The 23,571-nt window shown below is 67.4% G+C and carries 24 protein-coding genes and 1 pseudogene; 10 read left to right on the forward strand and 15 right to left on the reverse strand.

Annotated elements, in window-relative coordinates; translation table 11 throughout:
• Positions 1-225 (forward strand): annotated as a pseudogene (locus A5787_RS03215) (LytR family transcriptional regulator); the annotation flags it as partial.
• 3 nt (positions 226-228) lie between these two features.
• Here A5787_RS03215 and A5787_RS03220 read toward each other — a convergent pair.
• A complete protein-coding gene (locus A5787_RS03220) occupies positions 229-1,020 on the reverse strand; it encodes an SDR family NAD(P)-dependent oxidoreductase (RefSeq protein ID WP_066961487.1) in 792 nt (263 codons plus the stop codon).
• 19 nt (positions 1,021-1,039) lie between these two features.
• On the opposite strand from A5787_RS03220, the gene A5787_RS03225 reads away from it, so the two are divergent.
• Positions 1,040-1,930 (forward strand): NAD(P)-dependent oxidoreductase, encoded by an 891-nt coding sequence (locus A5787_RS03225; RefSeq protein WP_066961489.1) that lies wholly within the window; start codon positions 1,040-1,042, stop codon positions 1,928-1,930.
• Here the strand turns inward: A5787_RS03225 and A5787_RS03230 are convergent.
• Together A5787_RS03230 and A5787_RS03235 are read right to left on the reverse strand one after the other, a co-directional pair.
• Complete coding sequence (locus A5787_RS03230) at positions 1,913-2,743, reverse strand: SDR family oxidoreductase (protein ID WP_066961554.1); 831 nt, start codon at positions 2,741-2,743, stop codon at positions 1,913-1,915. The genes A5787_RS03225 and A5787_RS03230 overlap by 18 nt on opposite strands.
• A gap of 74 nt (positions 2,744-2,817) precedes the next feature.
• Positions 2,818-3,741 carry an enoyl-CoA hydratase gene (locus tag A5787_RS03235; protein ID WP_066961491.1) on the reverse strand — a complete coding sequence of 308 codons (924 nt, stop codon included), beginning with the start codon at positions 3,739-3,741 and terminating at the stop codon, positions 2,818-2,820.
• 95 nt (positions 3,742-3,836) lie between these two features.
• On the opposite strand from A5787_RS03235, the gene A5787_RS27185 reads away from it, so the two are divergent.
• From A5787_RS27185 to A5787_RS03245, 3 genes are read left to right on the forward strand one after another with little or no spacing between them, the layout of a single operon-like run.
• Positions 3,837-4,001: a hypothetical protein gene (locus tag A5787_RS27185; protein WP_156763737.1), complete on the forward strand. Its 165-nt coding sequence runs from the start codon at positions 3,837-3,839 to the stop codon at positions 3,999-4,001.
• Complete coding sequence (locus A5787_RS03240; protein ID WP_066961495.1) at positions 4,002-5,495, forward strand: trehalose-6-phosphate synthase; 1,494 nt, start codon at positions 4,002-4,004, stop codon at positions 5,493-5,495.
• A 57-nt stretch (positions 5,496-5,552) separates the two neighbouring features.
• On the forward strand, positions 5,553-6,131 hold the full coding sequence (locus A5787_RS03245) for a hypothetical protein (protein WP_066961501.1): 579 nt from the start codon (positions 5,553-5,555) through the stop codon (positions 6,129-6,131).
• 21 nt (positions 6,132-6,152) lie between these two features.
• Here the strand turns inward: A5787_RS03245 and A5787_RS03250 are convergent, their stop codons facing one another.
• The 12 genes from A5787_RS03250 to A5787_RS03305 form a co-directional block, all read right to left on the reverse strand.
• Positions 6,153-6,635 carry a mammalian cell entry protein gene (locus A5787_RS03250; RefSeq protein WP_066961503.1) on the reverse strand — a complete coding sequence of 161 codons (483 nt, stop codon included), beginning with the start codon at positions 6,633-6,635 and terminating at the stop codon, positions 6,153-6,155.
• Positions 6,635-7,354 (reverse strand): mammalian cell entry protein, encoded by a 720-nt coding sequence (locus A5787_RS03255; protein ID WP_066961505.1) that lies wholly within the window; start codon positions 7,352-7,354, stop codon positions 6,635-6,637. Before A5787_RS03255 ends, A5787_RS03250 begins: the two co-directional genes overlap by 1 nt.
• Positions 7,354-9,078 carry a virulence factor Mce family protein gene (locus A5787_RS03260; protein ID WP_066961508.1) on the reverse strand — a complete coding sequence of 575 codons (1,725 nt, stop codon included), beginning with the start codon at positions 9,076-9,078 and terminating at the stop codon, positions 7,354-7,356. The genes A5787_RS03255 and A5787_RS03260 overlap by 1 nt, the downstream gene beginning before the upstream one ends.
• A gap of 9 nt (positions 9,079-9,087) precedes the next feature.
• Positions 9,088-10,254: a virulence factor Mce family protein gene (locus A5787_RS03265; protein ID WP_066961513.1), complete on the reverse strand. Its 1,167-nt coding sequence runs from the start codon at positions 10,252-10,254 to the stop codon at positions 9,088-9,090.
• Positions 10,251-11,693 carry a virulence factor Mce family protein gene (locus A5787_RS03270; protein ID WP_066961518.1) on the reverse strand — a complete coding sequence of 481 codons (1,443 nt, stop codon included), beginning with the start codon at positions 11,691-11,693 and terminating at the stop codon, positions 10,251-10,253. The genes A5787_RS03265 and A5787_RS03270 overlap by 4 nt, the downstream gene beginning before the upstream one ends.
• Positions 11,690-12,754, reverse strand: a complete 1,065-nt coding sequence (locus A5787_RS03275) for a virulence factor Mce family protein (protein ID WP_066961523.1) — start codon at positions 12,752-12,754, stop codon at positions 11,690-11,692. The genes A5787_RS03270 and A5787_RS03275 overlap by 4 nt, the downstream gene beginning before the upstream one ends.
• A complete protein-coding gene (locus A5787_RS03280; protein WP_066961526.1) occupies positions 12,744-13,796 on the reverse strand; it encodes an MCE family protein in 1,053 nt (350 codons plus the stop codon). The genes A5787_RS03275 and A5787_RS03280 overlap by 11 nt, the downstream gene beginning before the upstream one ends.
• Positions 13,796-14,998, reverse strand: coding sequence for an MCE family protein (locus A5787_RS03285; protein ID WP_066961528.1), 1,203 nt, complete (start codon positions 14,996-14,998; stop codon positions 13,796-13,798). Before A5787_RS03285 ends, A5787_RS03280 begins: the two co-directional genes overlap by 1 nt.
• Positions 14,999-15,016: 18 nt before the next feature.
• Complete coding sequence (locus A5787_RS03290) at positions 15,017-15,859, reverse strand: ABC transporter permease (protein WP_066961530.1); 843 nt, start codon at positions 15,857-15,859, stop codon at positions 15,017-15,019.
• Positions 15,860-15,875: 16 nt separating this feature from the next.
• The gene (locus tag A5787_RS03295; protein WP_066961559.1) at positions 15,876-16,640 is read right to left on the reverse strand and encodes an ABC transporter permease; all 765 of its coding nucleotides are present in this window, start codon (positions 16,638-16,640) and stop codon (positions 15,876-15,878) included.
• Between the two features lie 240 nt (positions 16,641-16,880).
• Positions 16,881-17,792 carry a 3-oxoacyl-ACP reductase gene (locus tag A5787_RS03300; protein WP_066961532.1) on the reverse strand — a complete coding sequence of 304 codons (912 nt, stop codon included), beginning with the start codon at positions 17,790-17,792 and terminating at the stop codon, positions 16,881-16,883.
• A 13-nt stretch (positions 17,793-17,805) separates the two neighbouring features.
• Positions 17,806-17,997, reverse strand: coding sequence for a ferredoxin (locus A5787_RS03305; protein WP_066916368.1), 192 nt, complete (start codon positions 17,995-17,997; stop codon positions 17,806-17,808).
• 212 nt (positions 17,998-18,209) lie between these two features.
• On the opposite strand from A5787_RS03305, the gene A5787_RS03310 reads away from it, so the two are divergent.
• The 5 genes from A5787_RS03310 to A5787_RS03330 form a co-directional block, all read left to right on the forward strand.
• Positions 18,210-19,391: an acyl-CoA dehydrogenase gene (locus tag A5787_RS03310; protein ID WP_066961535.1), complete on the forward strand. Its 1,182-nt coding sequence runs from the start codon at positions 18,210-18,212 to the stop codon at positions 19,389-19,391.
• Between the two features lie 29 nt (positions 19,392-19,420).
• The gene (locus tag A5787_RS03315) at positions 19,421-20,518 is read left to right on the forward strand and encodes an acyl-CoA dehydrogenase family protein (protein WP_066961539.1); all 1,098 of its coding nucleotides are present in this window, start codon (positions 19,421-19,423) and stop codon (positions 20,516-20,518) included.
• Between the two features lie 40 nt (positions 20,519-20,558).
• Complete coding sequence (gene fadD17, locus A5787_RS03320; protein WP_156763739.1) at positions 20,559-22,067, forward strand: long-chain-fatty-acid--CoA ligase FadD17; 1,509 nt, start codon at positions 20,559-20,561, stop codon at positions 22,065-22,067.
• Between the two features lie 12 nt (positions 22,068-22,079).
• The gene (locus A5787_RS03325) at positions 22,080-22,787 is read left to right on the forward strand and encodes a hypothetical protein (protein WP_066961548.1); all 708 of its coding nucleotides are present in this window, start codon (positions 22,080-22,082) and stop codon (positions 22,785-22,787) included.
• Positions 22,788-22,973: 186 nt separating this feature from the next.
• A partial coding sequence (locus A5787_RS03330; protein WP_156763738.1) for a PE family protein occupies positions 22,974-23,571 on the forward strand: 598 nt, incomplete at its 3' end.

A 23,571-nucleotide genomic window follows, 5' to 3' on the forward strand; every position in this document is an offset into this window, starting at 1 on the left:
AAGCAGCCCAACCCCGCCCTGCAGCCCGGGCACATCCGGGTGACCGTGGACACCAACTTCTCGATGCCGGCCCAGGACGACACCACGATGGACGACACGACAACCACCAGCACCACGACGACCACCAAGTCCAACACCTATTACTACAACGGCACCACCACGACCTACCCGACGCCCGATCAAGGGAAGCCGATCGACGGCGGCGGGGTGCCCTGCGTCAACTAGCAATCAGGCGTGCGTGCCGCCGTCGATGCGGATCTCGGTGCCGGTGATCCAGGCGCCGTCATCGGACACCAGCATGGCGATGACGCCGGCGATCGCACTGGGCTCGGCCATTCCGGCCCCGCTGGATTCGACGGTCGTGGGCAGGATGGGCATGAGCCTGGGGAACAGTGACCAGTCGGCGTCTTGGGGAATGTATCCCCCGGTGGCATCGGTGATTCCGGACTTGATGCTGCCCGGCGCCACGCACGCCGCGCGCAGTCCCTGCTTGGCGTATTCGAGTGCCAGAGAATGCGTGAAGGCCTGGATTCCGCCCTTGCTCGCCGCGTAGGCCGCCATGTACGGATGGGCGAAAGAGGCCGACGTCGAGCTGAAGTTCACGATCGCGCTGCGCGAGTTCGCCAGCAGCGCCGGAAGCGCCTCACGGACCACGAGGAAGGTCCCGGTCAGGTTGATGCCGACGATCCGATTCCACAGCTCGAGGCTGGTCTCGTGCGTGTGCGCGGCGCGCAGGATGCCGGCCGCGTTGACCAGCGAATCCAGACCGCCAAGGGCGTGGACGGCCCGGCGGACGCCCTCGATCACCGAATCCTCGGTGGCGACGTCCATCACCATGGTGGTGAGGCGGTCGGCGGTCGCCGCCTCGTCCGCCGCCGCCTTCGTCTGGGCCAGCCCGTCCTCGGCGACGTCGGAAGCCACCACGGTGGCGCCCTCGTCGAGCAACCGCAGCGCGGTCGCCTGGCCGATCCCCGACGCGGCGCCCGTCACCAGGATTCGCTTGCCCTCGAGTCGCTTCATAGAAGGCAGAGTGTATGGCATGGACATCGGATTCATCGGCCTGGGAAATATGGGCCAGGGCATGGCGGCGAACCTGGTCAGCGCGGGTCACCGCGTCACCGTGTACAACCGCTCCCCCGACAAGGCGGAAGCCCTCGTGCAGCGGGGCGCGACCGCGGCGCGCACCGTGGCCGAGGCGTGCCGGGCCGATGCGGTGTTCACCATGCTGGCCGACGACCGGGCCGTGGAGGCCGTCACGCTCGGCCCGGACGGGATCGCGGCCTCGCTGCCAGCGGGAGCCACGCACGTGTCGTCGAGCACGATCAGCGTCGCGCTGTCGGAGCGCCTTGCCGCCGCACACGCCGAAGCCGGGCAGCGCTATGCCGCCGCCCCGGTGTTCGGCAGGCCCGAAGCGGCCAGTACCGCAAAGCTTTTCGTGATCGCTGCCGGCGCCCCGGAGGTGCTGCAGCCGTTGTCACCGCTGTTCGACGCGATCGGCCAGCGCACCTTCGTGGTGTCCGAGCAGCCGCACACGGCCAACCTGGTGAAGCTGAGCGGCAACTTCTTGCTCGCGTCGGCGATCGAGACGATTTCCGAGGCCGTGGCGCTGGTGTCCAAGGCCGGTGTCGACCGGCAGCAGTACGTCGACATCCTCACGTCGACGTTGTTCGCCGCGCCGGCCTATCACACCTACGGCGGGCTGATCGCGCGTCAGGAGTTCGAACCGGCCGGCTTCGCGGCGAGCCTGGGCCTCAAGGACGTCCGGCTGGTGCTCGCGGCGGGCGAGCAGCTGGAGGTGCCGCTGCCGGTGGCCAGCCTGCTGCGCGACCGCTTCCTCACCCTGGTGGCGACCGGCGGCGGGCACTTGGACTGGTCGGCACTCGCCACCCTCGCCGCCCGGGACGCCGGAGGCTCAGACCACCCCGCGTAATCCCTCGGCACCGAACGCGGGCTCCAGCATCGCGGAGAAGTCGGGGCCGCGCCGCAGTATGTGGCCGCCGTCGACGTTGATGCACTGCCCGGTGATCCAACTGGCCGCGTCGCTGAGCAAGAACATCGCCAGGTTCGCGACGTCCTCGACCTCACCCACCCGCGGCAGCGGGGTGCAGTGCCGGTAGTCCGCGCTCAGCTCGGGCGATTCCGTGATGGGCACAACCAAATCCGTGCGGATCAGGCCCGGGCGGATGCTGTTGACCCGCACCCAGGACGGGCCGAGTTCGTCGGCGGCCAGTTGCATCATGTGGTCGACGGCCGACTTGGTGACGCCGTAGGCGCCGAACCACCGGTGGGTGTTGCTGGCGGCGATCGACGAGATCCCGACGAACGAACCGCCGCCGCCGCGCACCAGCTCGCGGGCGGCGTGCTTGAGGACGTACATGGTGCCGTTGACGTTGAGGTCGACCGTGCGACGCCAGGCCTCCGAGTCGATCTGGGTGATCGGCCCGATAGTCTCCGACCCGCCCGCGCAATGCACCACCCCGTGCAGCCGGCCGTGCCAGGCCGTGGCCGCGTCGACGGCGTGGGCGGCCTCCTCCTCGTTGGTGATGTCCGCGGGCTCATACCGAATCGAGCCGTCGGCCTTGAGCACCTCGATGTCCTTGACGGCGGCCGCCAGCCGATCGGGGTTGCGGCCGACGATCATGACGGACGCCCCGGAGGCCACCAGCCCGGCCGCGACCCCCTTGCCTATTCCGCTGCCACCACCGGTCACGAGGTACGTCCGGTTGTCGAAAGAAAGCTGCACGCCGCGTCCCTTCACGCCAAAACTGAAACGGGTTCTAGCATAGGCGAGCGGTCACAGCCGCCACACCGGTCACGCTATGGCGTATCGCGGCGGGCGATCTGCGTGGGCTTGGCGTCGCGCCAGTCCTCGACGTCGGGCGGCAGGCCGACCGCGTATCGGTTCTCGTTGTGGGCGGCCCAGTGCGCGTGGCCCAGCTCGTGAATGTGGAACGCGTGCCGCAGCGCCTCGGTGAAACCCATCGCGTCGGAGGCCGCATTGACCGAATCCTTGACGAGCAGCGCCGCCATCGTCGGCCGTCCGGCGATGCGCCGGGCGAATTCCAGCGTCTTGTCCGCCAGCTCGTCGACCGGGAAGACCTTGGACACCATGCCCAGCCGATACGCCTCGTCCGCGTCCAGCGCATCGCCGGTCAGCAGCAACTCCTTGGCCTTGCGGGGACCGAATTCCCAAGGGTGGGCATAGTATTCGACGCCCGGCATCCCCAAGCGCACAGCGACGACGTCGCTGAACTTCGCGTTGTCGGCCGCGACGATCAGGTCGCAGGCCCAAATCAGCATCAGGCCCGCCGAAATCGCGTTGCCCTGCACTTGGGCGATGGTGATCTTGCGCAAATCGCGCCAGCGGCAAGTGTTCTGGAAGAAGTAATGCCACTCCTGCAGGTAGATCTTCTCCGCGATCGGATCGCGGGTGCCGCCGTTGATGCGGAAGCTCGGAAGCTGATGGCGCTCGGCCACCGCCAGCTCCGACCCGAGGTCGTGGCCGGCGGAGAAGTTCTTGCCGCGCGCCGCCAGGATCACCACGCGCACGGTGTCGTCGGCCTCGGCACGCAGGAACGCCTCGTCGAGCTGGATGAGCAGGCCGCGGCTTTGCGCGTTGTGGGCCTCGGGCCGGTTGAGCCAGATCCGGGCGACGCGGCCGTCATCAAGGGTTTCATAGGTCACCAGCTCATTGGCCGGCTCAGCACCGGCTTGAGCGCCGGCTTGGTCGGAGAGTGTCATTCCGCGCACCTTCTGTCAGATCCGAGGGTTTACACATTACGGCCAGTATGTAAGCGGGTTCTCGTCGGGTGGCGCGCTTGGCCTAGAGTTATGTCATGCCTACAAAATCTGATCCTGGCGAACTCGGCGATGTGGAGCCACTGGCCGACAGCACCGCAAGCCAGGCCAGGCGGGTCGTCGCCGCGTATGCGAACGACGCCGACGAGTGCCGCGTCTTCCTGTCCATGCTCGGTATTGGACCGGCCAAGCTCGACACCTAAATGGCTTCCAGGGGAGGCACGTCTTCGGAGAAGACGGCAAACTCCGAGCGTTTCGGCAATTCCGACTTCGTGGTGGTTGCCAACCGGCTGCCGGTCGACCTCGAGCGGCTTCCCGACGGCACGACAACCTGGAAGCGCAGCCCCGGGGGCCTGGTCACGGCCTTAGAGCCACTGCTGCGGCGCCGGCGCGGCGCGTGGGTCGGCTGGCCCGGAGTCGCCGATGACGACGACGAGCTGGACTACGAGCCCATCGCGCAGGAGGACCTGCACCTACATCCGGTGCGGCTGACCAGCGACGACGTCGCCGAGTACTACGAGGGCTTCTCCAACGCCGCGCTGTGGCCGCTGTACCACGACGTCATCGTCAAACCCATCTATCACCGCGAATGGTGGGACCGCTACGTCGACGTCAACCGCCGCTTCGCCGAGTCCGCGTCCCGCGCCGCGGCCCGCGGCGCGACCGTGTGGGTGCAGGACTATCAGCTGCAACTGGTGCCCAAGATGCTGCGCGAGCTACGTCCCGACCTGACCATCGGATTCTTCCTGCACATCCCGTTCCCGCCGGTGGAGCTGTTCCGGCAGATGCCGTGGCGCACCGAGATCGTCGAGGGCCTGCTGGGCGCGGATCTGGTGGGCTTCCACCTGCCCGGCGGCGCGCAGAACTTCCTGGTCCTGTGCCGGCAGTTGATCGGCGTCAATACCTCCCGCGGGTCGGTGGGGGTGCGGTCGCGGTTCGGCGAGGTGGAGCTGGAGTCCCGCACCGTGCGGGTGGGCGCCTTTCCCATCTCCATCGACTCCACCGCGCTCGACCAGGCGGCCCGCCACCGCGACATCAGGCGCCGCGCGCGAGAGATCCGCGCCGAGTTGGGCAACCCCCGCAAGATCCTGCTGGGGGTCGACCGGCTGGACTACACCAAGGGCATCGACGTTCGCCTGAGGGCATTCACCGAGCTGCTGGCCGAGGGCCGCGCCAAGCGCGACGACACCGTGCTGGTTCAGCTCGCGACGCCGAGCCGCGAACGCGTGGAGAGCTATCAGATCCTGCGCAACGACATCGAACGCCAGGTTGGCCACATCAACGGCGAATACGCCGAGGTCGGTCATCCGGTGGTGCACTACCTGCATCGCCCGGTGCCGCGCGACGAACTGATCGCGTTCTTCGTGGCCAGCGACGTCATGCTGGTCACCCCGCTGCGCGACGGGATGAACCTGGTGGCCAAGGAGTACGTCGCCTGCCGCAGCGATCTGGGCGGCGCGCTGGTCCTGTCCGAATTCACCGGCGCCGCAGCGGAACTCCGGCAGGCCTACCTGGTGAACCCGCACGACCTCGAAGGGGTCAAGGACGCGATCGAAGCGGCGCTCAACCAGACGCCCGAGGAGGGCCGGCGCCGGATGCGCACGATGCGCCGCCAGGTGCTCGCCCACGATGTCGACCGCTGGGCGCGCTCATTCCTCGACGCTCTCGCGGAGTCGCATCCGCACGACGCCAACTAGCCATGGTGTCGCGGCCGAAACGCTGTGATACTCATTGCAGCGTGAAGGGAGGGGACCATGAAACTCCGTCGCGGGCTGGCCGCCGGCGCCGGCATCTGCTCGGCCGTCGCTTTGGGGATCGCGTTGGAATCGGGCCACCCGGCGAGCGCCATCGGACCACCGGCGGACGGCACCTACACCTTCAACGAGGCGGGCGTATCGGGGGTCAGCTGGACCATTTCGGCGCTGTGCGTTCAGCCGTCCGGAACCCGGAACATGAACGACTATTCGGACCCGATCGTCTTCGCGATGAACTGCGCCCTGAACATCGTGAGTTCGACGCCCGAGCGGATCAGCGCCGCCGACAAGTTACAGAACTTCAGCGGCAGGGCCCGCATGTCCAGCATGTTGTGGACCTTCAAGGTGGACAAGGCGGACGGCGTCTCATGTCCGGGCGGCGGCACCGCGCCGACCACCGAAACCTATTCGTTCAGCGACGAAACCATGACCGGCACCCACACCATCATGCACGGTCCGGTTTGTGGGCTGCAGTCCGACATGAAGAAGCAACCGTTCTCGCTGCAGATGGCCGGGCCCCCACCCAGCCCGGTCGAGCGTTACCCGTTGCGCTGCAACGAGTTTGCGATGTGCTTCTGAGGCCGGCCGCCGTAGCCGGTGCTAGATGGGCGTGATGTAGGCGATCAGCCATTGCCTGCCGATTTTGGTGAAGTCGACCCGCAATCGGCTGCCGTCGTAGAGCGGCTGCCGTGACTTGTCGGTCACGGTGCGGTTCATGTACACCATCACCGACGCCGACGTGCGCTTGGCCGACATGACGCCCACGCCAACGACATTGGCCTGAACGACCACCTCACGCTTCTTCGCCTCGGGAATGATCTGCGTATTGACGCTCTTCTGGAACTCTTGGCGATACGCGGGCGTCAGCAACGGGTAGGCGGCCGACAGGCTGCGCTCGACGGTCTGGTAGTCGTAGGCGAAGACCTCGGGTACCTCCTTGGCGGCCAGCCCCGGCAACACCGCGCGCGCGGCCGCCTCGCCGCGCGTCTGGACCCGCTCCCAGTAGAACCAGCCGGCCGCCGCGGACAGGCCGACGAACGCCACCGCCAAAAACGAACCCACGACGGCGATCAGCCACCGCATCAGTTCCCCCCGTCGGGATACTTCAGGTCGTAGCCCGTCATCTGGCCCCGCTCGTCCTCGTGCACGATGACCCGCAGCCGGTACGGCATGGACGGCTTGTTGGTGCCGTCGATGTCGGCCACCGTGACCCGCACCGACACCAGCACCGACGCGTTGTCGGTGACCGAATCGACACCCTCCAAAGCGGCGCCGTTGACGACGGCCTCCGACGTGGCGTTGGTGGAGCGGAACAGGGCCTTGAGGTTTTCGATGTTGTTGTTGGCGCCCAGCATGCCGTGCAGCGGGCCGCTGGTGCCGTTGTAGAACCGGTTCACGCTGTCGTCGATGTTGTCCTGCTTGTAGCTGAACATGTTGACCACCGTCTGCGTGGCGGTGTCGACGAAGCGCTGATCGCGCGCCTGCCCGGCGTCCGCATGTCGTTGCTGGATGATCAGGACGGCCAGGCAGCCGGCCACCGCGCCGACCGCCACCAGCGCCGCGGCGAACGACGTCCACAGCACCAGGGTCCGGTGCGGGCGCCGCCGCGGCGGCGGCTTGACCGGCCTGAGCGTCTTCGCCTTCTTGGCGGCAGGCTTCGCCGACGGCTCGGGCGCGGCGGGGACCTCGACCTGGACCGTGGCGGCCCCGTCGGACTCGCTCTTGGCAGGACCCGCCGCGCGGGATGCCCGGCGACGGACGCGCTGCGTCGTCGGTTGTTCTTCTGTCACCGCGGCGTCCATCAAAGAGGCCTTGGATCACGCATCAGGTCCACCCAGTTCTCGGCGCTGGACGCGCCGCTCGTGCCGGGCGCGAAGATACCAGTGCCGCCGGCCGGGTCCACGAAGGCTCCGGTGTGCTGGTCATACGTGGTGTAGGCAGGCCCGCTGGCCTGCGGCTGGGGTCCGGGCGGCGGCCCCCACGGCTTCTCCGGTCCCGGACCCGCCGGCGGAGGGTTGATGCCCTCCGGCGGTGCCGGTGGGGGCAGCCACTTCGGATAAGGCAGCATCGGCGGCACCGGCGGCACGCCCGGTGGGTGCCACGACGGGTTGCCCGGCGGCGGCCCGCTGTCGTTGGGGGGCGGCGGGTCGTAAGCCGGCTGGTGGTTGGGCAGCGGTCCGGGCCCGGGGACCACGCCGGGGGGCGGCGGCCCGACGATGGGGGTGCCCGGATCGGGTTCGGCGCCAGGCGGGATGTACGGGAACTTGTTGGGCGGCAAGGTGTTCAGCCCGTTGGTGACCGGAGTGTCGTAGGGCACCGGCGGTCCCCGCCACGGGTTGCGGCCAACCGGCACATAGCCGTTCGGGTCACGGCAGAGCTGGATCGTCGGCGCGCGTTTGCCGGGGAACTCCTGGCACGGATAGTTGCGGGCGCCGCGCACGGTGCTGGGATCGTTTTGGGCCGTCTTGCAGTACATGTCTTTCGGGAGCTCGCGCAGCGTCTCGTCGGCCGGCGTGCGCATCAGCGGCGGCGGCAGAAAGCCGACTGCGCACGGCGGCGGATCGTTGAGGTCGAGCTTGAAGTCCAGCTTCGCGCCCTCGTCCTGCGGGGCACCGCCGGCGGCCGTGGTGATCGCCGCGAACAGCGGCGGCAGAACCACCAGCAGCTGCTCGATCGACTTGTGGTAAATGACGCCGACCCGGCCGAGGTTGGCCAGGCTGGCGGCCAGCGCCGGGAACGACGGCCGGATTCCGGAGAACGCGGTGCTGGCCTCGTCGGTGGCGCCCGGCGCGGTGGCCAGCGTCTGGCGCAACTGCGGGTCGGCCTGCCGCACCTCGGAGGTGAACCGCGCCAACCCATCCGACAGCGACTTGATGTCGGCGCCTGCGCGGATCTGCGCCTGCAGGAACGGGCCGGCCTGGTCGATCAGCTGCGAGACCTGCGGGTAGTTGGCGTTGGCCTCGTCCACCAGCAGCCGGGCGGACTCGATCAGCCGGGCCAGCTCGGGACCGGACCCGTTGGCGGCGATGAACGTCTCGTGCAGGAGCTCGCGCAACCGGGTGTCGCCGAGGCTGTTGACCAGCGCCTCCGCCCGCTTCAGCAGGTCGGCGACATCCTGTCCGATCCGGGTGTTCTGCCGGTCGATCCGGGATCCGTTGTGCAGCTTGGTGGATGCCGGGGTGCCCGGCGGCACGAGGTCGATGTACTGCTCGCCCACGGCGGAGACGCTCTTCACGGTGGCGGTGACGTTCGACGGAATGGGAGTGCCGCTGTTGAGCCGCATCTCGGCGGTGACCCCGCTGGGGTTCAGGCCCACCGACTCCACCCGGCCGACCGCGACTCCGCGGTAGGTGACGTTGGCGTTCTTGTACAGCCCGCCGCCGGCGACGAAATCGGCGCTGACACCGTAGGTTCCGATGCCGAACGTGGCGGGCAGCCGCAGGTAGAAGATGGCCATCACGGTCAGCGTGAGGGCGGTGATCACCGCGAAAATGCCGAGCTGGACCTTGGTGAGTTTGTCGATCATCGCGCCGCCCTACCGCCCCTCAGAACCCGGGGCCGAGCCGGGCGGGATCGTGAACGGGTCGGCCGCCTGCCCGGACAGGTTGGCCATTTCGCCGGTCAGGAAATCGGGCGGATTGAGCACCTCGCTCATGTGCATCATGTTGGGGTCAAGGGCATACGACGTGGTGAAGAACGTCTCACCGAGCCGGCGCAGCGTGAGGTCGAAGGTGGTGAAGACATTGAGGTAGTCGCCGCGGACCGACTGCTTGATGCCGAAGTTGGGGAACGGGAACGTCAGCAGGATCTGCAGGGAGGTGATGAAGTTCTTGCGGTTGTCGCTGAGGGCCTTGACGACCGAGTACAGGCCCTTGAGGTCTTCGGCGAAGTCCACCTTGGTTTTTGCCAGGATGTGGGAGGTGACCGTCGCGAGCTTCTTGAGCGCGGCGAACGCCTCGACGATGTGGTCCCGGTTTTTGTTGAGCACCCGGAGGGCCTCGGGCAGCGTGTCCAGCGCCCGGCCCAGGTTGTCCTTGTCGCGCGCCAGGGTCGCGGAGAATCGGTTCAGCCCGTCGACCGCGTCAATGATGTCGTTGGTCTGCCGGTTGAGCCCCGCCGTCAATTCGGCGAGCCGGGGGATCAGGTCGGCGAATTGGTCCTGGCGACCGGCGAAGGCCTGATAGGTCTCGTCGGTAATGTCTTCCAGCGCACCGAGATTGCCCTTGTTGACGACGATGCCCAGCGCCGACAACACCTCTTCGGTGGTGGGATAGCGGCCCGTGTTGGCCTCCGCGATTTTCGAGCCGTCCTTGAGCCGCCCGGTTTCCGGCTTGTCCTTGGGCCGCGCCAGGTCGATGTGCATCGACCCCAGCAACGACGTCTGGGCCACCGTCGCGGTCGCGTTGGCCGGTAACACCACGTTCTTGTTCAGCGCCAACTTCACCGCGGCATAAAAGGATCCGTCGGCCCGCTGCTCGGCCGAAATGCCCGAGACGCTGCCGACGGTGACGTCGTCGACCATCACCGGCGAGTTCTGCGGCAGCGTCGCCACGTCGGGCATCTCGACGGTGATCGAGTACGCGCCGCTGCCGTGGCCGGCGGTGCCGGGCATCGCCAGCGAGTTCAGCCCGTTGAACTGGCACCCGGCCAGCAGCACACCACCGGCCGCTAACACGCTGCTGCGCAACCAGATTCGCTTCATCCGCCACCGCTTAGGTTGGCCGACGGCCCGTTGGGCACCTGGCCGGGCGGGGGGCCGGGCAGCGGACCGAACGCGTTGCCGGGCCCCGGGCCCGGCGCCGGACCGGGGTTCGCGCCGGCCGGCGGCGGGCCTGGAGCGGGGCCGGTCTGCGGTGCCGTCGGAACCAGCAGGGCCTGCAGATCGGAGGGATTCTGGGCGGGCGGCGCCGGGTGCGCACCCTGAGCCGGTATCCAGGTCAGCTGCGGCACCGGAGTGGCGGCCTTGGCCTGGGTCTCCGGGGTGTCGTAGATGATCTGGCCCTTGTAGGCGGTGATCGTGTTGAGCGGGTGGAACATGACCGGTGGGTAGTTCACCGCGAGCCGGCGCAACACCGGGCCCAGCCGCTCACGGCAGAGCTCGGCGCGCCGGAAGTAGTCCGGCGCCCTGGGCCCGGCGGCCGTCTCGAAGGAGCCACCGCAGATGAACTGAACGGGGTTGGCGAATTCGGGTATCGACAGCAATCCGTTCAGGGTGCCCTGCGCCGGGTCGTAGATGTTGTAGAAGTTGGCGATACCGGGGCCGGCGACGTGCAGCACCTGCTCGATGTTGTCGCTCTGGTCGCTCAACGTCTGGGCGAAGTCGTTGAGGTTGTTGACCGTATCGATGATCGTCGAGTTGTTCTCGTGCAGGAATCCACGGATGTCCGTCAGCGCCTGGTTGAGCGTGCCCAGGGTGTTGTCCAGATGCCGCGAGCTGTCGGCAAGCACCTGCGACACCGAGGCGACGTTCCCGGCGAACTGAACGATCTGTTCGTTGCTCGCCGACAGCGCGTCAACGAGCACCTGCAGGTTCTTGACCGTGCCGAAGATGTCGCTGCGCGAATCCCCCAGCCGCCCTGCGACTTGCGAGAGCTCGCGCAACGCGTTGTGGAATGACTCGCCCTTGCCGTCGAGCGTGTCAGCGGCCTGGTTGATCGCCCTGCCCAGTGGCCCCTGCATCGATCCCGTCGTCGGACCCAGCTGAACGGCCAGTTGGGTCAGGGACTCCTTCACCTCGTCCCATTCCACCGGGACCCCGGTGCGGTTCAGGTCGATGCTGCCGCCGTCGGGCAACACCGCCCCGCCGGTGTACGCCGGGGTGAGCTGAATGAACCTCGCCGACACCAGGTTCGGCGAAATGATGACGGCCTTCGCGTCCTTCGGGATCTTCACGTCCTTGGCGACGGACATGGTGATCTTCACGTCGGAAGGACGCGGCTCGATCGTGTCGATCGAACCGACCGGCACGCCCAGGATGCGGACCTGGTCTCCGGGATAGATACCGACGGCGGATGCGAAGTAGCCGATGACGGTGCGGTTATTGCCTTGTGCCGACAGCACATACACGCCCCCCACCAGCATCGCGACCAGGGCGATGATGGTGCCGTAGCGCAGCCCCCTGCTGCGGGCGATCCGCGTCATGGCGACTTCGGCCTGATGATCCAGCGTTCCTGAATCAGCCCGCGCAGGTAGTCGGCGAGGCTGGCCGGCAGCTTGCCCGGCTGATAGAAGAAGTCGAACACCATCGCGATCATCGGCGCGGGCAGCACGCTGAACACGTTCACGTTGAAGCCGGGCCCGGAGCCGACGACCTCACCCAATTCCGTTGCGTAAGTGGGTAGCCGCTTGAGCGCCTCGGTGATGTAGTCACGGCGCTCGTTGAGGTTGGACAGCACCGCGTTGAGCTTGGTCAGTGCCGGCCCGAATTCCTTGCGGTTGTCGGCGACGAAGCCGGAGATCTGCTGTGAAAGACCGCCGATGCCCGAGATCAACTCACCGATCGCGGCGCGCCGCTCGTCGAGCGCGGCGAACAACTCGTTGCCGTCGTCCACCAGCTTGTTGACCTGGTTGGCGCGCTGCGACAGAACCGTCGTCACCGACTTCGCGTGTGCCAGCAGGCCTTGCAGCGCCTCATCGCGGCGGTTCAGCGTGCGGGACAGCGACGTCACCCCGTCGAGCGCGCCCCGCAATTCGGGGGTGGCGTCGTGCAGCGTGTCGGTGAGCACGTTGAGGGCCTGCTCGAACTGCGGCTTGTTCAGGTTGTTGGCGTTGTTGCCCAAATCCTCCAGGGCGCCGGCCAACGTGTACGGCGTCGTCGTCCTGCTCAGCGGAATGCTGGTCGCCTTGCCGGTGCCCGCCGGGGTCACCGCGACGGAGCGCTCACCGAGGATGGAGTCGGTGCGGATCGCGGCGAGCGACTGGTCGCCGACGACGACGCGCCGATCCACGCTGAAGGTCACCTTGGCACTGTTGCCGGCCAGGCCGACGGACGAGACCTTCCCGACCTTGAAGCCCGACACGTAAACGGCGTTGCCGGGGTTGATGCCGCCGGCGTCGGTGAAGTAGGCGTCGTAGATCTTGCCCTGCGGCCAGAACGGCAAGCCGGCGTACCCGAACGCGATAAGGACGACGCAGACCACCAGTACGACACCGAAGACGCCGGTGCGCAACGGGTCGCGTTCGCGCCTTGCGTTACTTGACAAAAGCGCACCTCCCCTTGCTGGGATCCACCGGGCCGCCGAACGGTATCAGGATGTCGCCGCCGGCCGGGCCGTTGATCTTGATGGTCACCGAACAGAAGTAAATGTTGAAGAACGACCCGTAGGCGCCGAGCGCGGCCAGCCGCAGGTAGTCCTCGCCGAGTTGCTCGATGTCGTTGTTCACCTCGGCCTTGCGGTCATCCAGCTCGGTGGCCAGCGGCCGGGTGTTCTGCAGGATGCCCTGCAGTGGTCGGCGCGAATTCTTCAGCAGCTCAGTCAAATCCGTCGTCGTCGACGCCAGCGGCGGGATGGCCCCCGCGATCGAGTCCTTGTTCTTGGCCAGCCCGGTGATCAATTGCTGCAACTGGTCGACGCTGGCGGAGAATTGCGCGCTCTTCTGGTCGACGGTGCCCAGCACCGTGTTGAGGTTGGTGATCGCGTCGCCGATGAGCTGGTCGCGCTGGCCCAGCGCCGACGAGAACGCGCTCGTGTCGGCCAGCACGTTGGACAACGCCCCGCCCTGCCCCTGCAGCAGCTGGATGACCGCGCTGCTGATGGTATTGACCTTGTCGGCATCGAGGCCCTTGACCAGCGGCCGCAGCCCGCCCAACAGCGCATCGAGATCCAGTGCGGGTTGGGTGTGTTGGGCGTTGATGGTGCCGCCGGGGGGCAGCTTACGCAGCTCCCCCGGACCCGACGTGATCTCCAAATAGCGGTCGCCGACCAGGTTTTCGTACCGGATCACCGCGCGCGTCGAGGAGTAAAGCGTGTAGCGGCTGTCCACTCCGAACTTCACGTCGATCGTGTTGTCGGGGTTGAGCTTCAGGCCCGAAACGGCACCGACCGGCACGCCGGCGATGCGCACCTTCTGGCCGGACTTCAACTTCGACACGTCGGTAAACGTTGCGTGGTAACTGCTTTCGGGACCGAACCGGAAGTCACCGAAGACGATCACCAGCGACGCGCTCACCAGCAGCATGGCCACTGCGAAGATGCAGACCTTGATCAGCATCGACCGCTGCGACGCCATCCCCGCGGTCGCCATCAGAAGTCATCCCGTTCCGCGAAGGCGCCGTGGAACAGGAACTGCAGCGTGGAGGGCGCGTCGAATTGTAGTTCGGTGAAGGGCTCGTACGGGACGTTGGCGTTGTCGGTGACCAGGAAGGGCGCCCGGTAGAAGGAGCCGCCGGTCTGCTTGGTCGGGATGTCGGGCAGCCCGCGGCAGTTCGGACCACCGGAGGCGTTGACGATAGGCAGGGACTCCGGATAGGTGTACGAGGGCGCGCCCAACACGAAGCTCGACGACGTGAAAAGGCCCGCCTTGCGGACCCCGAGCAGCGGAGCGAACTCCTTGATGCCGCGCTCCACACCGGCGAAGAAGCAGCCGAATTCGGGCGAGTAGTCGTGGGCCACCTTGATCGGGGCGCGCAGCCTGTTGATGGCGTCGATGAAGTTCTGCTCGGCGGGTTCCAGGGTGTCGTATGCGTTGTTGGCGAGTCCGATCGTCGCCAGCAGCGTGTCGTTGAGGTTCTTCTGCTGGTCGACGACCGTCCTGTTGATCGTCGGCAAGTTGTCGAAGACGGTGTTCAGGTCGGGGGCGGCGTCGGCGTAGTTATTCGTGACGATCCCGGCTTTGCGGAAATCCTCTTGCAGGGCGGGCAGTTTCGGGTTCGCCTGGCGCGCCAGCGTGTTCAGTCCCGCCAGCAGCGAACCGAAGTCGTCGCCGTGGCCACGTAGGCCTTCGGAGAGCGCGCTCAGCGTCCCGTTCAGCTCGACCGGGTCGACCTTGTGCAGCAGGTCGATGAGCGACTGGAACAGGGTGTTGACCTCCAGCGCCACCGCAGAGGCCTCCACGTGCGCGTCCGGGCGCAGCGACGTCGGCGACGGCGCTTGGGGCGGAAGGAATTCCACCGACTTGGCGCCGAAGATGGTGTTGCCCGCGATGTGCACGGTCGCGTTGGAGGGGACGAAGTGCATCTGGTCGCTATTGATGGCCAGCGTCAGCCGCGCCTGGTCACCGTCGTAGTCGATGCCGGTGACCTTGCCGATCTGGAGGCCGCGGTACTTGACCTTGGCGCCCTTGTCCATCACCAGCCCCGCCCGCGGCGACGAGACGGTGACGGTGTCGGTCGAGGCGAAAGCCGCTGTGTACGAGAGGTAGGTCACGGCGGCGAAAGCCACAATCAAACTGGCCAGCAGCGCCGCTGCCAGCCGAACAGATGTGCGTCCCGATTCGCCGTCCGCCATGTTTCTTTGCTGGTCCCCTTATCCGGAGAGGTTGAAGTTACCCGACGCGCCGTACACGGCAAGCGAGATGAACAAGGTGATGACGACCACGACGATCAGCGAGGTCCGCACGGCCTGGCCGACCGCGATGCCGACGCCGACCGGCCCGCCGCTGGCGTTGTAGCCGTAATACGTATGGACCAGCATGACGGCGATGGCCATCACGATGGCCTGCAGGAACGACCACAACAGGTCCGACGGGATGAGGAACGTATTGAAGTAGTGGTCGTAGAGGCCCTTGGACTGCCCGTTGATGTACACCGTGGTGAAGCGGGCGGCGAAGAACGCGGCCAGGACCGACAGCGAATACAGCGGAACGATCGCGATCAGGCCGGCGATCAGCCGGGTCGACACCAGGTAGGACACCGACTGCACCGCCATGCATTCGACGGCGTCGATCTCCTCGGACACCCGCATGGCGCCCAGTTGGGCCGTCGCGCCCGCGCCGATCGTGGCCGCCAGCGCGATGCCCGCGATCACGGGGGCGACGACGCGGACGTTGAGGAACGCCGACAAAAAGCCGGTCAGCGCCTCGATGCCGATGTTGCCCAGCGACGAATACCCCTGCACGGCGATGACGCCGCCGGAGGCCAGGGTCAGAAAGGCCGCGACGCCGACCGTGCCGCCGATCATGACCAGAGCCCCTGCGCCCAGGGTCATTTCGGCGACGTTCCGGATCGTCTCCTTGCGGTATTGGGTGAGCGCTTGGGGCACGTAACGCACCGTTTTGCCGTAGAACAACGCCTGCTCGCCGAAGTCGTCGATGGGCCCCTGCAGCCGCGACATGAAACGGCGAAATCGGAGGGTGGCGTCGTAGCTCATCGGGTGCTCACTCGCCTCACTTGGCCGAAATCTTCACGCCGACGGCGGTCATGACCACGTTGATGACGAACAGGCAGATGAACGCGTAGACGACGGTCTCGTTGACGGCGTTCCCGACGCCCTTGGGACCGCCCTTGACCGTCAGGCCCCGGTAGCACCCGACCAGGCCGGCCATCACGCCGAACAGCAGCGCCTTGACTTCGGCGAGCACCAGCTCGCGCAGCCCGGTGAGCACGGTCAGGCCGTTGATGAACGCGCCCGGGTTGACGCCCTGGAGGAAGACGGAAAACCCGTAGCCGCCCGACAGGCCGATGGCGCACACCAGGCCGTTGAGCAACAGCGCGACCACCGTGGACGCCAGCACCCGCGGCACCACCAGCCGGTGGACCGGGTCGATGCCCAGCACCCGCATCGCGTCGATCTCTTCGCGGATGGTGCGGGCACCCAGGTCGGCGCAGATCGCGGTGGCGCCGGCGCCGGCCACGACGAGCACCGTGACCACCGGGCCCAGCTGGGTGACGGTGCCGAAAGCGGTTCCCGCGCCGGACAAGTCGGCGGCGCCGATTTCGCGCAACAGGATGTTGAGGGTGAACGCGACCAGCACCGTGAACGGGATGGAGACGAGCAGCGTCGGAACCAGCGAGACCCGCGCAATCATCCACGTCTGTTCGAGGAACTCGCCGAATTGAAACGGCCGTCGAAAAGTCTCACGGCCGGTGTCTATCATCATCTCGAAGAACCCACCGATGGCGCGGGCGGGGACGGCAAGTTGTTCTCTCAACTTGGCCACCCCCCTCTGCTGCTCGCGGCGAAGCCTGTGAATCGCCTTTGCATTGTCTTCGATCGCTCGCGGCCCGGTGTGAGCCGGATCATATTAACTCAGAAGAAGTACACAGTGTCAATGAACAGCATTTCTGTATCCGAACCGTTAATTTGTCCAGGTCAGAGGTATTGCCTAGCCTTCAATCTGACACATGTTCTACTCGCGGATTCCCCCCCGTAATGTGCGTTTACACGGCCATTACTCCATCAGCCCGACGGCGGAAAAGTTCCGCTCCGGATCGCGTCCAGCAAAGTATTTTTGGAGCTCTCCGCTGAGTTGACCGGGTTCCCACGCCGGCCCGTCCGCCTTGAACCGGTGCTCCGCGGTCGGCGCGGAAACCAGTGTCACCTGCGGACCGTAGACGATGAACACCTGACCGTTGACTTCCGCGGCGGCCGGGGATGACAAAAACTTGACCAGGCTGACCACGTGCTCCGGTGAGAGCGGGTCGATGCCGCCCTCGTCGATTTCGGGTGCCGCCCCGAAGACGTCGGCCGTCATCGCGGTGCGGGCCCGCGGACAGATCGCGTTGGCGCACACCCCGTAGCGACCCAGGGCCCGCGCGGCGGTGAGGGTGAGCGAGATGATGCCGGCCTTGGCCGCGCCGTAGTTGGCCTGGCCCACCGGCCCGACCAAACCGGCCTCCGAGGCGGTGTTGACGATGCGGCCGAAGACCGTCCCGCCGGCATCCTTGGCCTTGGCGCGCCAGTAGGTGGCCGCGTTGCGGGTCAGCAGGAAATGGCCGCGCAGGTGCACCGCGATGACGAGGTCCCATTCCTCGTCGGACATGTTGAACAGCATCCGGTCGCGGGTGATCCCGGCGTTGTTCACGACGATGTCCAGCCCGCCCAGCCCGTCGGCGGTGGCCACCAGCTCGTCGGCCGTTGCGCGCTCACTGATGTCCCCGGCCACCGCGACGGCCTTGGCGCCGGTGGCGCTGATCTCGTCGATCACGTCGGAGGCATCCAGCGCGCCGGCGATGTCGTTGACGACGACAGTGGCGCCGAGGCCGGCTAAGCCGAGCGCCTCGGCGCGCCCCAGTCCCGCGGCCGCGCCGGTCACCACCGCGACCTTTCCGGACAGATCGGCCGCGTTTGTGCTGCTAGTCAATTTATGAATACCTCTAGTCTTGGCGCAGCAGCGCGGCGCGGGGGCACTCGGCGATGGCCTGGTCGGCCAGCTGCTCTCGGTCGGGCGGAATCGGATCGATCTTCACGACGGCGTAGTCCTCGTCGTCCAGGTCGAACAGGTCAGGCGCAATTCCCATGCACACCGCGTTCCCTTCACACCGGTCACGATCCACGATCACCCGCACGGCACCCTCCTTGAACCTGGCCTTCAACCTGAGCACTCGCCCCATCGGTAGGTAGGTCCACCATAGGGCCCTAGTGCGTCAGGGGAAACGGTCGCTGGATTCCAAGACTAGAACGTGTTACAACCGGGGAGGCGAACGGGTAGCCGTTGGCAGTACCACCACGCGTGACGTGGCTTTCGATATCGGCGCTTGACGAACAAGGACGGCGGGCAATGCGCATCAGTTACACCCCTGAACAGGAGGAGCTGCGTCGCGAACTGCGGTCGTACTTCACCACGCTGATGACCCCGGAGCGCCGCGAGGCGCTGAGCTCGACACAGGGCGAGATCGGGACGGGCAACGCGTACCGCGAGGTCGTCTCCCAAATGGGCAAGGACGGCTGGCTGACCCTGAACTGGCCCAAGGAGTACGGCGGGCAGGACCGCTCGCCGATGGACTCGCTGATCTTCACCGACGAGGCGGCCATCGCCGGCGCGCCGGTACCGTTCCTGACGATCAACAGCGTCGCGCCGACGATCATGGCCTTCGGCACCGACGAACAGAAGAAGTTCTTCCTGCCCAAGATCGCGGCCGGTGACCTGCACTTCTCGATCGGCTACTCCGAGCCCGGCGCCGGCACCGACCTGGCCAACCTGCGCACCTCCGCCGTGCGCGACGGCGACGACTACGTGATCAACGGCCAGAAGATGTGGACGAGCCTGATCCAGTACGCGGACTGGGTCTGGCTGGCGGTGCGAACCAACCCCGAGGCCAAGAAACACCGCGGCATCTCGATGCTGGCGGTGCCGACAACCGCCGAAGGCTTCTCCTGGACGCCGGTGCACACGATGGCCGGCCCCGACACCAGCGCCACCTACTACACCGACGTGCGGGTCCCGGTGACCAACCTGATCGGCGAGGAGAACGGCGGCTGGAAGCTGGTCACCAACCAGCTCAACCACGAGCGGGTGGCCCTGGTCTCGGCGCAGCCGATCATCGTGGCTCTGCGCGAGGTCCGTGAGTGGGCGCAACACACCAAGGACGCCAGCGGGGCCCGGCTCATCGACTCGGAGTGGGTGCAGCTCAACCTGGCCCGCGTGCACGCCAAGGCCGAGGTTCTCAAGCTGATCAACTGGGAGCTGGCGTCGGCGGCAAGTGAGAATTTGTCGCCGGCCGATGCGTCGGCGGCGAAGGTGTTCGGCACCGAGCTGGCCACCGAGGCCTACCGCCTGTTGATGGAGGTGTTGGGTACCGCGGCCACGGTGCGCCCGGATTCGCCGGGCGCCCTGCTGCGCGGCCGGGTCGAGCGGATGCACCGGGCGTGCCTGATCCTGACCTTCGGTGGCGGCACCAACGAGGTGCAGCGCGACATCATCGGGATGGTCGCGCTGGGACTGCCCCGAGCTACTCGCTGAGCTTCCTCTATATAAGGACGAGAGAATTCATGGACTTCACCACAACAGAAGCGGCGCAGGACCTCGGCGGCTTGGTCGACACCATCGTGGACGCGGTGTGCACCCCCGAACATCAGCGGGAGCTCGACAAGCTCGCCCAACGATTCGACCGCGACCTGTGGCGCAAGCTCGTCGAGGCCGACATCTTGACCAGCGCGTCGCCAACGTCGCTGGGCGGCGACGGCTTTGGCGTCCTCGAGCAGGTGGCCATCCTGGTTGCGCTGGGCCACCAGCTGGCCGCGGTGCCCTACCTGGAATCGGTGGTGCTGGCCGCCGGGGCGCTGGCCCGGTTCGGCTCCGAGGAACTGCAGCAGGGCTGGGGCGGTCCGGCGGTCCGGGGCGAGAAGATCCTGACCGTCGCGCTCGACGGCGAAATGGGCGAGGGGCCGGTGCAGGCCACCCGTGCCGGCGACGGCTACCGGCTGACCGGGACCCGCACCCAGGTCGGCTTCGGCCCGGTCGCCGACGCCTTCCTGGTTCCGGCCGAAACCGATTCCGGTGGCGCCGTTTTCCTGGTTGCCGCCGACGATCCGGGCGTCACGGTGACCGCGATGGAGACCACCGGGCTCGGCAGCGTCGGGCACCTGGCGCTGGACGGTGTTCAGGTGGCCGGCGACCGACAGGTGGGCGACGGGATCGTCGCCGTCTGGCTCGACACGCTGAGCACCTTGGGCCGCAGCGCCTTTCAGCTCGGGGTGCTGGAGCGGGGCCTGCAGCTCACCGCCGAATACGCCCGCACCCGTGAGCAATTCGATCGCCCGATCGGCAGTTTCCAGGCGGTGTCCCAGCGGCTGGCCGACGGCTACATCGACGTCAAGGGGTTGCGGCTGACGCTGACCCAGGCCGCCTGGCGGGTGTCGGAGGACATCCCCGCCGAGATCGACGTGGCCAGCGCGGCGTTCTGGGCGGCCGACGCCGGGCACCGGGTGGCGCACACCGTCGTGCACGTGCACGGTGGTGTCGGCGTCGACACCGACCACCCGGTGCACCGTTACTTCCTGGCCGCCAAGGAGATCGAGTTCGCGCTGCGCGGAGCCACCGGGCAGTTGCGCCGGATCGGCCGTGAACTGGCGGAAACCCCCGCCTGAGCGCACGAGCGACTGGGCGGGAGCGGGTCAAGTGGGATTCGTGATTCCTGCCGACCCGACCGTCACCAAACTGCTGGTCCCGCTGGCCGAGATCGACGACAGCGGAGTCTATTTCGAAGACTCGTTCACCAGCTGGCGCGATCACGTCCGCCACGGCGCCGCGATCGCGGCGGCGCTGCGCGACCGCCTCGACCCGGCGAGACCGCCGCATGTCGGCGTGCTGCTGGAGAACACCCCGTTCTTCTCGGCGATGCTGATTGCGGCGGGCATGTCCGGGATTGTGCCGGTGGGGCTCAACCCGGTGCGCCGCGGTGAAGCGCTGGCCCGCGACATCGCGCACGCCGACTGCCAATTGGTGCTGGCCGATTCGAAATCGGCTGCGCCACTGGGCGATATCGAGCACGTCATCGTCGACTCCGCCGAGTGGGCCGACGAGGTGGCCGCCCATCTGGATACCGAGCCGAGTTTTCAATCCGCCTCAGCGGCGGACCTGTTCATGTTGATCTTCACATCGGGAACCAGCGGCGAGCCCAAGGCGGTGAAGTGCAGCCACGGCAAGGTGGCGATCGCCGGCGTGACGATGTCGCAGCGCTTCGGCCTCGGCCGCAACGACGTCTGCTACGTGTCGATGCCGCTGTTCCATTCCAACGCGGTGCTGGTCGGCTGGGCAGTGGCCGCGGCGTGCCAGGGCTCAATGGCGTTGCGACGCAAGTTCTCCGCATCGAACTTCTTGGTCGATGTCCGCCGGTACGGCGCAACCTACGCCAACTACGTGGGCAAGCCGTTGTCCTACGTGCTCGCCACACCCGAGCGGTCCGACGATGCGGTCAACCCGCTGCGGGCGGTGTACGGCAACGAGGGGGTGCCCGGCGACATCGAGCGCTTCGCTCGCCGGTTCGGGTGCGTGGTCCAGGACGGGTTCGGTTCGACCGAGGGCGGGGTGGCCATCGCGCGGACCCCCGACACGCCGCCGGGCGCGTTGGGGCCGCTGCCGGATGGGATCGAGATCGTCGACCCCGACACCGGCGAGCCGTGCCCGGTCGGGGTGGTCGGCGAGATCGTCAACACCGCGGGGCCCGGGCGGTTCGAGGGCTACTACAACGACGAGGCCGCCGAGGCCGAGCGGATGGCCGGCGGCATGTACCACAGTGGCGACCTCGCCTATCGCGATGAGGCCGGCTACGCGTATTTCGCCGGGCGGCTTGGCGATTGGATGCGGGTCGACGGCGAAAACCTGGGCGCCGCCCCCATTGAGCGCGTGCTGTTGCGCTACCCGGACGCCGCCGAGGTCGCAGTGTACGCAGTGCCCGACCCGGTCGTCGGCGACCAGGTGATGGCCGCGTTCGTCATGGCGGCGGGCGTGGAGTTCGATCCCCAAAGGTTCCGGGCATTTCTGGCCGAGCAGCCCGACCTGGGACCCAAGCAGTGGCCGTCCTACGTCCGCGTCAGCGCGGAGCTGCCGCGGACGGTGACCTTCAAGGTGCTCAAGCGGCAGTTGTCGGCGCAGGGTGTCGACTGCGGCGATCCGGTGTGGCCGATCCGCCGGTAGCGCTGACAGGCCATGACTCCCCGACCGCCCCGGCTGGAGGCGAGCTTCCAAGAGCTGGCCGCCGCCGTCCCCGCGACGATCGGCATCGCCGTCGCGCGCCCGGATGTCGCCGCGGCGCTTTCCCTGGGCCGATGGTCCTCCGGTGTCGCGTGGTCGACGATCAAAGTGCCGCTGGCAATCGCGGCCCTGCGTCGCGATCCGGCACGCGCCCACGACTTGGTCGTCAAAGCCATCACCGAGTCCAGCAACGAGGCCGCCGAGCGGTTGTGGTCGCAGCTGGGCGATCCCGCGCGGGCCGCCCTGCGGGTACAAGCCGTCGTCCACGACTGCGGCGACGCGGCCACCGTGGTCGAATCGCAACGAATTCGCCCTCCTTTCACCGCGTTTGGCCAAACGCAATGGCCCCTGGATCGCCAGGCGCGATTCGCCGCGGGACTGCCCGGCATCGGTGACGCCGCGACCGTCATCGACCTGATGCGCCGCCTGACCCCCGACCAGCGCTGGGGGTTGGCCGCCAAAGGCATTGCGGCCAAAGCCGGTTGGGGACCCGGATTGGCCGATGACTACCTGGTCCGGCAGGTCGGCATCGTCCCAACGGAATCCGCATATGTGGGTGTGGCGCTGGCGGCGGAAGCCCGCGCGTTCGACGCCGGGGTTGAGGTCATCAACGCGATGACGGACTGGCTTGTCTGCCACCTTCCCGCCATAACCCTGCAGTGAGACAAGGCGAACAGCCTCTTTCGTAATCCGTTACACCAATTCACTTGCCGTAGAGCACCTTTGGTGAAATCGCACGATTTCAGCGGAAATGCTCAACCGCCGTTCGCATCGCGCTACGCTTCGCCATGGTTGTCCCGATGAGTGCCGGCGCTTGCCAGCTCGTCTAACGCTACGGCGAGGTGCCCGATGACGTATGTGCTCATCTCACCGGAGGCCATCGACTCGGTGGCCGCCGAAGTGGAGAGCATCGGCGCGTCCCTGGCCAGCGGCTATGCCGTCGCCGCCGGACCAACCACGACCGTGGCGAGCGCGGCGGCCGACGAGGTGTCGACGGCCGTCGCGGCGCTTTTTGCCCAACAGGCACAGCAGTATCAGAAGCTGGCCGCGCTGGCGACGGCGTTCCACGAGCAGCTCACCCGCTCTCTGGTGGCCAGTGCGGCTTCGTACACCGCCACCGAAGCGGCCAGCACCTCGCCGTTGCAAGGCCTGATGGCCAACCCATTGCAGACGATCGAACAAGACCTGCTCGCTGTGATCAATGCCCCTACCCAGCTGTTATTGGGGCGCCCTCTGGTGGGTGACGGAACCAACGGGGCACCGGGGACCGGACAGCCCGGCGGGCCCGGCGGGATTTTGTTCGGCAATGGCGGCAATGGCGGGTCGGGTGTGCGCGGCGCCCCCGGCATGCCCGGGGGGACGGGCGGCCGCGGCGGTGACGCCGGCCTGTTCGGCAGCGGCGGGACAGGCGGGACCGGGGGGACGGGCGCCGCCGGCGCCGCCCGTC

It is taken from the genome of Mycobacterium sp. 852002-50816_SCH5313054-b (genome assembly GCF_001667185.1).
GTDB lineage: Bacteria > Actinomycetota > Actinomycetes > Mycobacteriales > Mycobacteriaceae > Mycobacterium.